This is a genomic window from Nocardia tenerifensis NBRC 101015, assembly GCF_000308715.1.
In the GTDB taxonomy this organism is placed as follows: Bacteria; Actinomycetota; Actinomycetes; order Mycobacteriales; family Mycobacteriaceae; genus Nocardia; species Nocardia tenerifensis.
In genome coordinates this window covers 1-11769 of the sequence record NZ_BAGH01000550.1, presented here as the reverse complement: position 1 = coordinate 11769, position 11769 = coordinate 1, and the positions used below count along the sequence as shown (strand labels likewise).

Below are 11769 nucleotides of genomic sequence, written 5' to 3'. Positions count from 1 at the left end.
GGCAGCGCGCGCAGGCGGGCGCGGGCGTCGTCGTCGGGCAGCAGGTGGGCGGTGCCGGTGTGCCAGCGGCCGTGCAGGCGCAGACGAACGCGGTTGTCGGCCTTGATGTTCCGGATGTACTGGGAGCGGTCGCCGAACTCGGAGACCAGCCAGAACGTGCCGCCCTCCTTGCGCCCGCCGATGGGGGTGACGCGCGGCTGCCCGCTCACCCGGCCGACGGTCTCGAGCAGCTGCTGTCCAGGTATCTTGCGCTGCAAGGGATTGACGACGCGACGCTGCAGTGTCGTCACCACTTTGTGTTGAATGTCGCGCTTGCTCGGCATGCGGCGACGGTAGCACCGGGAGCGCGATCTGGGCACTGTGCCGCACGGCACGGTATAGGCACTGTGCCGCACGGCACGGCCGACGAAGGGGCACAGTGTCGAATTCGCCCTTGGCACAGTGCCAGAGCCGAGCGCGGCAGCGGTGGGCAATCCGACGAATCGCCGAGAAACCTACGGCCACAGTGTGATGCGCGTCATAGAGTCCGGGCCCTGCGACAACTCTGAGCCCCGAGGACACCCCATGCACACTTCCGCCCCGCACTCGCGCCCCCTGGTTCTCGCCGCGGCCATGATCATGATCGGCTCCGGCTTCCTCACCGCCGCACCAGCGCACGCCGCAGGCGCGATCAATTTCGCGCCGAAGGTGGATTCGCCTTCGGGCGGCCAGTTTCCGTCGTGGGGGCCAGGACCGTCCGCCATCGGCACCGTCACCGCCGACTTCGACGGCGACGGCGAGCCCGATATCGTCGCGGCCGATTTCCAAGGGGCGGGGCCGATTCTGATGACCGGCAAGGGGGACGGCCGGTTCAACAGCGGCACCAGGGTCGGCGGGGTGGGCACCGGCTTCGGCGCGGTCGGCGTCGGCGATCTCAACGGCGACGGCAAGCCCGACGTCGTCGCGCAGGCGTGGACGACCATCGCCACGTTCGTGAACAACGGCGACGGCACCTTTCGCACGGCCGGGAAGTACCCGACACTCGAAGGCGCGCAACAGGAGGTGATCGTCGCCGACGCCGACGGCGACGGTAAGGCGGACGTGCTGAGCCTGGTGCCTGCCGGCGTGCAGACCTGGCTCAGCCACGGCGACGGCACCCTCGCGGCCGGGCCGACCAGTGTGATCCCCGGCGTCGCCGCCGCCTTCACGGTGGGAAAGTTCAACGCGGACAACAAGATCGACCTCGCGATCAACAACGACGCGCTGCAACAGGTGCACGTGTTCACCGGTGACGGCGACGGCGGCTTCACCCGGCGCGGGGCCAGCACCAGCGGCCTGATCACCGAGGACGTGCGCGCCGGCGACTTCGACGGCGACGGCATCGACGACGTGATCACCGCCGACTCGTTCTCCTTCAGCACCACGCTGCTGCTGTCCGACGGGCAGGGCGGATTCAAGAAGACCGATCGGATCGCCGCCTCCGGCCTCGGCCCCACCAGCATCGTGACCGCGGACTTCAACAAGGACGGAAAGCTCGACGCCGCGATGTCGGCGGTGCTGAACTCCAAGATGGTGATCTTCACCGGCAACGGTGGAACCGTCGGCAAGACGGGCGATTTCGACGTCACCCCGCAGCCGCAGACGCCCGTCGTCGCCGACTTCGACGGCGACGGAAAGCTCGACATCGTGGTGGCGGGCAGCGCGAACGCGGTGTCGTTCCTGAAGAACGTCTCTTGAGGTCGTCAGCGCACCGAGACCGCGCGAACGTTGTCGTCGAAGGGCAGCGGGCCGTCGACCGAGGCGGTGACCCGCACGCCGTGCACGACGATCTCGCCACCGTGATTGTCGAGAAACGCGACGTCGGAGGCGTCCCGGCCGGTGGCGATGCGCACGAGGGTGGCGCGCGGCGCGAGGCCGGTGGCGTCGAGCACCCGCCAGGCGCCGTCGACCCAGGCCTCGGCGACCGCGTGGAAATCCATCGGCGCGCAGCCCGGCGCGTACACCGACACCACCCGGGCGGGCACCTTCAGCGCGCGGAGCAGGGCCACGACCAGATGCGCGAAGTCGCGGCACACCCCGGTGCCGGACAACAGCGTCTCCACCGCGCCGTCGATGGGGTCGCTGCTGCCCGCGACGTAACGGATCCGCCGCCCGACCCACTCCGCTACCCGGGCCGCCAGCTGTACATCCGTTGCGCCGGAGCCGAATTCGGCGGCGGCGAAGCCGAGCAGCTTGTCCGACTCGGCGAATCGGCTCGGCCGCAGATACAGCGCGCGGTCGTAGTCGGCGGGTGGTTCCGGCAGCGCGGCGCCGAGCACGGTCGCGCGGTAGTACGCGCGCAGATGCCCTGGGCCGACCGTGAATTGATGGATGCGGGTGCCGTGCGGCCCGAGGATCTCCCTGGCGGTGACGACCCGGCCGTCGAGCTCGAACACCAGCGACTCGGCCACCTCCAGTCCCGGTTGCCTGGCGACGGCGATCTGGAACTCGAGGGTGGCCGGCGCGGTGACCGCCACCTCGAGCCGAGCTGAGACATCGCGCTGCACGCCACAATCCTGGCAGTCGCGCTCGACCGGCCGCCCGGTTTTCCACCGCGGCATGCCGTGTCGGCCGCATTCGCGCCGTCAATTCGCGCACGCGGCGGGGATTAGGGTGCCCGGCCGCGCGGATATGGGCGAGAATTTGCCAGTGCGCACCCAGTTCACCCGCGAGCTCCTCGCGTTGACCAATGATTTGACGCTGATGTGCCGGCTCGCCCATGACGCGGCCGAGCGGGTGACCGACGCGCTCGTCGGCGCCGACCTCACCGCGACCTATGAGGTTTTCGCCCTCGACGAGCAGCTGCAGAAGATGTACGGCGCGTGCGAGGCGCGGACGGTGGCGCTGCTGGCCTTGCAGGCGCCGGTCGCCCGCGACCTGCGGCACGTGGTCACCGCGATCCAGATCGCGACCGAGCTGTCCCGGATCGGCGGCCTGGTCAGCCAGGTCGGCGAGCAGGTGTATCAGAGCCATCCGGGACACGTTGCGCCGCAACCGATTCTCGACATCCTCGCCGACATGGGCCGGCTAGCGGCGACCCGCGCCGCGCTCAGCGGTCAGGCCGTGGCCACCGGACACCAGGAGCCGCCCGCCGAGCGCGATCCCGGCCTGCACGCCATGGAGTTGCTGCACAAGCGATTGCACGCCGCCCTGGCCGCGCCCGCGTCGGATCAGCCGACCACCGTCGCCATCACCATCGCCCTGCTCGCCAATCACCTGGAACGCTGCGTCGACCACACCGCCCGCATCGATCGCCTGATTCGCTTCCTGGACACCGGCATTCCGCCGACCGCCCAGCCCGCCGACACCGCGTGAGCACTACCGGCCGGTGGCGCGCGCGATCGCGTAGAGGTCGCGGGCCGGGCCGCTCAGCCGCTGCCCCGTCGGCCACACCGCGCGCAGCGTGCGGTTCAGTTCGAGGTCGGTGACCGTCGGGGAGACCAGTGTGCCCGCGGCGATCTCGGCCGCCACGGCCAGCGAGCTCAGCACCGCGGGCGCGACGTCCGACGCGGCGGCGGTCTTGATCGCGGTGGTGGACGACAGTTCCAGGGCGACCTCCGGCCGCCACCCCGGGATCTCGCGAGACACCGCGTGCTCGAACCAGTTTCGGGTGCCCGAGCCGGTTTCCCGTTGGATGAGCGGGGTTTCGGCGAGTTCGGCGAGGGTGACCGAACCGCGGCGCGCCCAGCGGTGCCCGGGCGCGACGACCACGACCAGGTTGTCGTCGGCGATGACGTGGGACTGCAGGCCGCGGAAGTTCTGCGGGCCCTCGATGAAGCCGATGGCCGCCTTGTTGTCGAGCACCGCCGCGGCGACCTCCACCGAGTTGCCGGACTCCAGCGCGATGGCCGTGCCGGGCGCGGAGGCGCGCAGCTGCATGAGCCAGCCCGGGAAGAGGTACTCGGCGATGGTCTGGCTGGCCGCGACGCGCAGGTGCGAGTCGCGCTCGGTGCGCAGGGTGTCGATGCCCGCGTCGAGCTGCTCGGCCGCGCGGACCACGCCGCGGGCCCACTCCGCGATCAGCGATCCGGCCGGGGTCGGCCGCGAGCCGAGCGTGGTGCGCTCCAGCACCGGCAGCCCGACGAGCTTCTCCAGATAGCGGATCCGGGACGAGGCCGACGGCTGGCTGATGCCGTGCGCCGCCGCCGCGCGGCCGAGGCTGCCCAACTCGATGACCGAGAGCAGCAGATCGAGCGCGGCCAGGTCGGGGACGCGGGGCGACAGGGGCATAGAACGAGTCTATGCATACATAGGAACGGCGCGGCTACCCGGCGCGGCTACCTGCGGCGAGGCTGGAGTCATGACCGCCACAGTGATCTCCCGCCCCGCGCCCCGGCCGGTCGGCGAGCTCGCCCCGCGCGGGCCCCGCTCGCTGCGCCTGCTTGGCCCGAACTGGTTCGCCGCGGTGATGGGCACCGGCATCGTCGCCAACGCGGCCGCCACCCTGCCGCTGCAGTTCCCCGGCCTGCGCGGGGCCGCGACGGTGGTGTGGGCGCTGGCCGCCACGCTGCTGGTGGTCTTGAGTGTGGCGTGGGTCGCGCACTGGGCGCGCTATCCCGACACCGCTCGCGACCATCGCGGCCACCCGGTGATGTCGCAGTTCTTCGGCGCTCCCCCGATGGCCCTGCTGACCGTCGGCGGCGGAACCCTGCTGCTCGGCTCCGACGTGATCGGCGTGACCGCGGCGGTGGCCGTCGACTGGGTGCTGTGGACCGCGGGCACGGTGCTGGGCCTGCTGACCTCCGTCGCCATCCCCTACCGGATGTTCACCGGGCGGGCCGCCGAGGCCGACGCGGCCTTCGGTGGTTGGCTGATGCCCGTTGTGCCCCCGATGGTTTCGGCCGCGATGGGCGCGCTGCTCGTTCCGCACACCCCGGCGGGCCAACTCCGCTTGACGATGATCCTGCTCTGCGTCGCCATGTTCGGCCTCAGCCTGTTCGCCGCGCTGGTCACCATCACCCTGATCTGGTCGCGCCTGGTGCACCACGGCACCCCGCAGGCGGGCATGGTGCCGACGCTGTGGATCGTGCTCGGCCCCCTCGGCCAATCCATCACGGCCGCAGGGCTGCTCGCCAACGCCGCCCCGGCCGCCCTGCCGGATCTCTACGCCAAGGGCCTGCTGGTGTTCTCCATCGTCTACGGCATCGCCACATGGGGATTCGCCATGCTCTGGCTGATACTGGCGCTCGCCATCACCGTGAAGACTTACCGCGCGGGTGAATTGGCCTTCAATCTCACCTGGTGGGGGTTCACCTTTCCCCTCGGTACATGCGTCACGGGCAGCATCGTGCTCTACAGCCACACCGGCGCGAACCTGTTCGCCGCCACCGCTGTCGCCCTGTACGTCATGCTGGTCGTCGCGTGGTCGGCGGTGGCGATTCGGACCGCCCGCGGCGCGGTGCGCGGCGACCTCCTCCGCCCCGCGCTGGGTTAGCCCCCGGCCGTGCGGTTTCGAGGACCGCCGGCTCAATCCAGCAGCGGGAAGCGGCCCGAGTGCAGCAGACCCGAGATAGCCGCCATCTTCGCCTGCGGCGCAGCATAATCCGGGTGCGCGCGCAGAACCGCTGCCGCGTCGTGCAATTGGACCATCTGCTGCTCGGCCTGCGCGACGGTGCGGCCGCCGGGGGTGATCGGGTGGCGGGCGAAGGCGGGGCGGCTCGGGTCGACGCGGTCGAGCGCGAGGGCCTTGTCCACCCGGCGTGCGCAGCGGCAGAACGCCTCCGGGTTGGCCACGCCGCACGTCGCGGTCAAGAAGTTGCCCAGGCGTTTCTTGGCGCGCGCCAAGCGCTTCCGGTACGCGGCGGGGGTGATGTCGAGGATCCAGGCGGCGTCGGTGGAGTTGAGCTCGAAGACGTCGCCGAGCACGAACGCGACGCGCTCGTCGCGGGCCAGGCACTGCAGCATGGCCTGGCTGCAGTTGAGCCGGACCTCCTCGGTGAGCAGCGTCGCCTCCGGGCCGAGGTAGTCCGCTTCGGCGAGCCCGTCGGCCAGGCCGTCGCGGTAGGCGTCCAAGCTCAGCTGGGCCGCCTCCTGCGGCGACTGCCGCTTCAGATTCAGCAGATAGTTCACGCCGATCCGATACGCCCACGTCAGCAGCTTGGCCTCCCCGCGCCAGGTATCGAGGTTGCCCAGCACGCGCAGCAGGATCTCCTGGGTCGCGTCCTCGGCCTCGGCGGGCCGCCACACCATCCGCAACGCGAGCCGGTACAGCGGGTCCTGTAGCAGCCGCACCACCTCGGCGATCGCGTCGCGGTCCCCGGCGATGGCGCGACCCACCAACTCCCGCTCCTCGGCCGCCACCGATTCGCCCTCGTGCTCCCGCGCGCTCATTCCGCCATCTTTCGGCCGATGGGCGCGTCGGCGCAAGCCGATTCGTCAGTAGGTGCGCAGGGTGCGGAACTCCGGATCGGCCTCCGGCGGGTTCGCGGCCACGGCGGCGAAGACCTCCTGCGGCGGCGGCTCGGCGAGGATCATACCGGCCACCTCCTCGGCGCCGACCGGCTGGCGCGAACGTGCGGGGCCGAATCGACCGGCCCCGCATGGCCATCAGGAGATCGCGTCGGTGAGCGCGTGCCGACGCAGCCATTCGGCCACCGCGGCGCCGATCTCGTCCGGTCGCTCCTCGGGCGCGTGATGCCCGGCCGGGCCGATCGAGGCGACCTCGACGTTCACGAAAGTTCGCGCGGCCCAGTCGATCGCGTCGGCGGAGCCGAGGCCGACGCCGTTCTCCAGCCCCATCACGAGCTTGGGGACCTCGGGCGAGCGGGCCGCCCACCGGCCGTAGTCGTTCACGATGGCCACCACGTCCGCGGGCTCGCCGTCGAGCGGAAGTTCGCGCGGCCACACCAGCATCGGCTTGCGCGACTGCGGCGTCGGGTAGGGCGCGCGGTAGACGTCGAGGTCCGCGGGCGAGAGGTTGGCGGCGCCATTAGGCAGGTTGAACTCGATGAACATATTCTCCTCCAGGATCATTCGCTCACCCTCGGGCCCGCGGAACTTGCGGAACAGCTCGGCGCCGAGCGGCGGCATCTCGGCCCAGCGCATCGGCCGCAGGAACGTCTCGATCAGCGCGACGCCGCGCACGCGCCCCGGATGCCGTGCGGCCCAGTCCATGCCGAGCGCGCCGCCCCAGTCGTGGCCGACCAGCACGACCTGGTCCAGCTCCATCGCGTCGAACCAGGCGTCCAGGTAGCGGGCGTGGTCGACGAGCCGGTAGCCGATATCGGGCTTGCCGGACTCCCCCATGCCGATGAGATCGGGTGCCAGCGCCCGGGTTCGATCGGTGACGTGCGGAATCACATTGCGCCACAGGTAGGAGGAGGTGGGGTTGCCGTGCAGGAACACCACCGGCACCGAGCCCGTGCCCGCGTCGCGGTAGTGGATGAACGAGTCGAGAACGTCGACGGTTGCCATGATCTGTCCTTCCGAGTGTCCGGCTGTTGCCTGCACCCGGTTTGGACACGGGATATCGCCGCACTGTGACCGTTCGGCAAAGTGACGCTCGTCACCGCTTCCGGCGGCTAGGCTTGCCTCGCGGCGGTCGTCACCCCTGCGGCGAACGACCGAAACATCCGTAAGGAACTAGTAGATCTAACAATCAGGCTGAAATGAACCTGAGAATACTGCCGAAACAGGCTCATCGACTTGCCAAGATCAACCCGGGTTATCTACTGTCTTAATACGTAGAAGCAAGCGCGCTTCTGCCCTAGACATCACGAACGAGCTCGCCCCGCGCGGCTCGACGCCTCGGGTCCTCCCTCATCGGCCCCGCGGTGTCGTCGGTACGGAATACGGACTGGACAACCCTCCGCACCACCGCGCGGCCGGACTCACTCGTGATTCGGCCACCCTCGAGTCGGCGCCGGCACGGCGACTCGAGGGTGGTTTCGTCTTCGCTGTGCGGAACGTCATAGCCCGCAATCACTTCCACGACCTCGACCTCCGGATACGTTGGCGCCCGATATAGTTCAAGGCGGTTGGCGTTAGGAAGCTCGATGAAGTTCACAGTTCAGCGGCTCGCTCTGATCGGGTTGGCCATCGCGACATTCATCGGACTGTCCTACTACTACGTGAACCGAGTCGAATCACCGAGGGCGAGCGCCCAGTGCGGCACCGGCTCCGCGCCGGTCTGCGCCGACGCGCGGGCGAGCATGCCGAGCCGGGACGCGCTGGCGATGCTCGAGAAGATCCGGGTGGCGGGCCGCGCGCCCAAAACCGGTTACACCCGTGAGCAATTCGGCCCGGCCTGGACCGACGACGTGTCGGTCCCCGGCGGCCACAACAAGTGCGACACCCGCAACGACATCCTGCAGCGCGACCTCACCGAGGTCACCTTCAAGGACAACAGCCACTGCGTCGTCGCCTCCGGCACCCTGAACGACCCCTACACCGGCAAGATCATCAAGTTCGTCCGCGGCCCGAAGACCTCCGACGACGTGCAGATCGACCACATCATCCCGCTGTCGGACGCCTGGCAGAAAGGCGCGCAACAACTTTCCCCGCAGCGCCGCCAGGACCTGGCCAACGACCCGCTGAACCTGCAGGCCGTCGACGGCCCGACCAACCAGTCCAAGAGCGACTCCGACGCCGCCACATGGCTGCCGCCGAGCAAGAGCTACTGGTGCGCCTACCTGACCAGGCAGATCCAGGTCAAGGCGGCCTACGAGCTCTGGGTGACCCAGGCCGAGAAGGACGCCATGACACGCGAACTCAGCGCCTGCCCCTGACCGGCCCGCGGTCACGGCAGCTCCACGACGACCTTGCCGAACGGATTGCCGTCCCGGAAGTAGCGATACGCCGCCACCGCCTCGTGGAGCGGGAACACCCGATCGATCAGCGGGCGCACGCGGTGTTCGCTGATCGAGCGATTCATCGCCTCGAAGTCGGTCCGGCTGCCGACGGCGATCCGCCGGATCGACACATACTGCGGGCCGAACACGTCGCCGACCGACTCGGCCACCGGCGTCGGCGCGGCGCCGATCATGGTGATCTGCGTGTTGTACCCGCCGGCGCGAACGGATTTCGACAGCGTCGGCAACCCGACGGCGTCGACGACGTGCTCGACGCCGTCGCCGCCGGTGAGCTCCTGCACCGCCCGATCCCAGTCCGGCGTCTCGGTCGAGACGAGCACCTCGTCCGCGCCGAGCTTGCCCAGTCCCTCGGCCTTGCCCGGACTCGACGTGACCGAGAAGACCCGCGCGCCCAGGGTTTTCGCGTGCTGCACGGCGAACAGCGCGACGGGCCCGGTGCCCACGGTGAGCACCGTCTCCCCCGGCGCCACCGGCACGGGCTTGGTGAGCGCCGCCCACGCCACGACTCCCGCGCAGGTCAGTGTGGCCGCCTCCACGTCGGTCAGGTGCGCGGGTACGTGCACCACCGAATCCTGTTCCAGCACCGCGTAAGTGGCGAGCATGCCGTCGAAGTTGGCGCCGTACTGCTCGGCCGCCGTGGCCAGCCGCTGCGGGCCGTCGATCCACCGCACGAAGTAGCTCGCGGTGATCCGGTCGCCCACCGCGGCACGGGTCACGTTGTCGCCCACGGCGATCACCTCGCCGACCCCGTCGGAGAGCGGGACGATCCCCGGTGTGGCGGGCAGCGGGTAGACGCCGTCCATCAGCATCAGGTCGCGGCGGTTGATCGAGGCCGCCCGCACCCGCATCACGACTTGATCCGGGCCAGGCTGCGGAACCTCCTGCGCCGCGGTGGTCAGCCCGGCCAGCCCGCGCAGCGGATCCAGGTGGTAGGCAAGGCCTTTCATCGCACACCCACGATGTACTGGTGGTCGGACAGGATCCGGCCCTCGTCGTCGAGGCCGATGACCTCGAAGCCGCCGCCCGCGACCGTGCCGTCGGCCTTGGCCACCATGGTCCAGGACACGCCGATCAGCCCCGCGGGCAACCGGAACGCGGGCTCCTCGACCGCGAACTCGTACTCGCCCGACTCGATGAACATCTCGTAGGCCCTGGTCACCCTGCGGTCCAGCGCGTCGTGTCCGCGCACCTCGAGCGGCGGCATGGGGAACTGCAGTCGCTCGGCCTCGGCCCGCATCTCGATCGGCGGATCGACGAGGGTCTGCGCTCCGGTGGGCGCCCAGAGTTCCCGGATCTGCTTGCGCCGCGCCTGCGCGTCGGCCTCGTTCCACTGCGCCGCGTACTGCTCGGCGAAGCGGGCCAGTTCGTTGTCGTTCAGTTGCTTGCTCATGACACAGAGCTTTGCGGCCGCGACGATTCCGCGCGATTCCCGGCAGGGAATAGCCGGAACGCGGTGTTGCTGCTTGGTCATACCCTCCGCGGAATCGCGCTGCGACCCTGGTCGGATAAGACTGTGGACATGACAACGGCGATAGCTGCACCGGGTTTCGCCCGAGAGCTCAAGCACTGGCGAACCCTGCGTCGGGTCAGCCAGCTCGACCTCGCGATCCGGGCGGACACCACCCAGCGGCATCTGAGCTTCCTCGAGCAGGGGCGCTCGCGGCCGGGGCGCACCATGGTGGTGCGGCTCGCGGAGTCGCTCGAACTGTCCCTGCGCGAGCGCAACGACCTGCTGCTCGCGGCGGGGTACGCGCCCGCTTTCCCCGAATCCGATTTGGACACATCGGAACTGGGCCCCGTGAGGGAGGCGCTGAAGACGATCCTCGACGGCCATCAGCCCTATCCGGCGATCGTCGTGCGGCCGCGCGGCATCCTGCTCGCCGCCAACTCCGCGTTCGAGGTGCTCACCGAGGGCGCCGCGCCGCACCTGCTGAAGCCGCCGATCAACGTGCTGCGCCTCGCCCTGCACCCGGACGGGCTGGCCCGGCGGGTGGTGAACCTGCCCGAGTGGGGCAAGCACGTGACCGAGGCCCTGCGCGGCCGGGTGTCCCGCAGCCCCGATGCCGCGCTCGAGGAGTTGATCGCCGAGCTGGAAGGCTATCTGCCCCAGGCGGAACCGGGGCCGGACCACCTCGGCTTCGCGGTGCCGCTGCGGCTGCGCAGCGACGACGGCGAGCTGCGGCTCATCACCACCCTCACCTCGTTCGCCACGGCCACCGACATCACCCTGGCGGAGCTGCACCTGGAGGCGTTCCTGCCCGCCGACGCCCAGACGGCGGAGATCCTGCGCGCCCGCGCGGCCCGGGGGTAGCCGAGCTACCAGGTACGCGCGGCGGACCGCAGGCGGGTGTGCACCAGCTCGACGTGCGGGCGCGGGTCCGTGCCGGGGCGGCGGACCAGGAAGCCGGTGTTGATCGGCGGATCCGGCGGATCGAGCAGGGTGCTCAGCTCGCCCGAGTCCAGTTGCGCCGCACAGAGATAGCGCGGCAGCACGCTGATGCCCGCGCCCGCGGCGACGGCGGCGGCGACCGCGCGCAGGTCCGCGACGATGACCGCCGCCTCGCCGGTCAGCCGGAGGCCGAAGACGTGCCGCCAGTACCGGCGCAGGATCGGCAGGTCGGGGGCGTAGCTGACGAGTGGGACGCCGGCCAGCACGGCCGGGCCGTCGGACAGCAGCCGCGTCGTGTCGATCCGGTCGGCGACAGCGGGCGCGGCGACCAGCAGGAACTCCTCGTCCATCAGCGGCTCCGCGACCACGGTCCGGCCGCGCGGGCGCACGGTCGACAGCAGCAGGTCGTAGTGGCCCGCGCGCAGGCCGGCCAGCAGATCCTCCGAGAGCCCGGCCGTCACGGTCAGCCGGACGCCGTGCGCGATCAACGGCGCGAGGGCCGGAAGTACCTGTACCGCAAGCAGTTCCGCGGGCCCGGCCAGCCGGACCGGC

Annotated in this window: 13 protein-coding genes; 5 read left to right on the top strand and 8 right to left on the bottom strand. The window is 70.4% G+C overall.

Annotated elements, in window-relative coordinates:
- Positions 1-323: nitroreductase/quinone reductase family protein (locus tag ON39_RS36220; RefSeq protein WP_040740901.1), on the bottom strand; the 323-nt coding region annotated here is incomplete at its 3' end.
- A gap of 241 nt (positions 324-564) precedes the next feature.
- Between ON39_RS36220 and ON39_RS36215 the strand changes: the two genes are divergently transcribed.
- Positions 565-1716, top strand: coding sequence for an FG-GAP repeat domain-containing protein (locus ON39_RS36215; RefSeq protein ID WP_040740899.1), 1152 nt, complete (start codon positions 565-567; stop codon positions 1714-1716).
- Positions 1717-1721: 5 nt separating this feature from the next.
- On the opposite strand, the gene ON39_RS36210 is transcribed toward ON39_RS36215, so the two are convergent.
- Complete coding sequence (locus tag ON39_RS36210) at positions 1722-2525, bottom strand: transglutaminase-like domain-containing protein (RefSeq protein ID WP_040740904.1); 804 nt, start codon at positions 2523-2525, stop codon at positions 1722-1724.
- A gap of 142 nt (positions 2526-2667) precedes the next feature.
- Here ON39_RS36210 and ON39_RS36205 point away from each other — a divergent pair, with 142 nt between their 5' ends.
- Positions 2668-3333, top strand: a complete 666-nt coding sequence (locus ON39_RS36205; RefSeq protein ID WP_246003016.1) for a phosphate signaling complex PhoU family protein — start codon at positions 2668-2670, stop codon at positions 3331-3333.
- A 3-nt stretch (positions 3334-3336) separates the two neighbouring features.
- Here ON39_RS36205 and ON39_RS36200 read toward each other — a convergent pair whose 3' ends face one another.
- Entirely contained in the window at positions 3337-4248 is a 912-nt protein-coding gene (locus ON39_RS36200) for a LysR family transcriptional regulator (RefSeq protein WP_040740898.1), read from the bottom strand.
- A 70-nt stretch (positions 4249-4318) separates the two neighbouring features.
- On the opposite strand from ON39_RS36200, the gene ON39_RS36195 reads away from it, so the two are divergent.
- Complete coding sequence (locus ON39_RS36195) at positions 4319-5452, top strand: TDT family transporter (RefSeq protein WP_040740897.1); 1134 nt, start codon at positions 4319-4321, stop codon at positions 5450-5452.
- Positions 5453-5484: 32 nt separating this feature from the next.
- Here ON39_RS36195 and ON39_RS36190 read toward each other — a convergent pair whose 3' ends face one another.
- A complete protein-coding gene (locus tag ON39_RS36190; RefSeq protein ID WP_040740895.1) occupies positions 5485-6348 on the bottom strand; it encodes an RNA polymerase sigma factor in 864 nt (287 codons plus the stop codon).
- A gap of 216 nt (positions 6349-6564) precedes the next feature.
- Positions 6565-7431 (bottom strand): haloalkane dehalogenase, encoded by an 867-nt coding sequence (locus ON39_RS36185; RefSeq protein WP_040740894.1) that lies wholly within the window; start codon positions 7429-7431, stop codon positions 6565-6567.
- Between the two features lie 581 nt (positions 7432-8012).
- Between ON39_RS36185 and ON39_RS36175 the strand changes: the two genes are divergently transcribed.
- Complete coding sequence (locus tag ON39_RS36175) at positions 8013-8744, top strand: HNH endonuclease family protein (RefSeq protein WP_040740892.1); 732 nt, start codon at positions 8013-8015, stop codon at positions 8742-8744.
- An 11-nt stretch (positions 8745-8755) separates the two neighbouring features.
- Here ON39_RS36175 and ON39_RS36170 read toward each other — a convergent pair whose 3' ends face one another.
- Both ON39_RS36170 and ON39_RS36165 read right to left on the bottom strand, forming a co-directional pair.
- Complete coding sequence (locus ON39_RS36170; RefSeq protein ID WP_040740891.1) at positions 8756-9775, bottom strand: zinc-dependent alcohol dehydrogenase family protein; 1020 nt, start codon at positions 9773-9775, stop codon at positions 8756-8758.
- Positions 9772-10218, bottom strand: coding sequence for a hypothetical protein (locus ON39_RS36165; protein WP_040740902.1), 447 nt, complete (start codon positions 10216-10218; stop codon positions 9772-9774). Before ON39_RS36165 ends, ON39_RS36170 begins: the two co-directional genes overlap by 4 nt.
- 129 nt (positions 10219-10347) lie before the next feature.
- Between ON39_RS36165 and ON39_RS36160 the strand changes: the two genes are divergently transcribed.
- Positions 10348-11139, top strand: coding sequence for a helix-turn-helix domain-containing protein (locus ON39_RS36160; RefSeq protein WP_040740890.1), 792 nt, complete (start codon positions 10348-10350; stop codon positions 11137-11139).
- Positions 11140-11144: 5 nt separating this feature from the next.
- Here the strand turns inward: ON39_RS36160 and ON39_RS36155 are convergent.
- A partial coding sequence (locus tag ON39_RS36155; protein WP_040740889.1) for a substrate-binding domain-containing protein occupies positions 11145-11769 on the bottom strand: 625 nt, incomplete at its 5' end.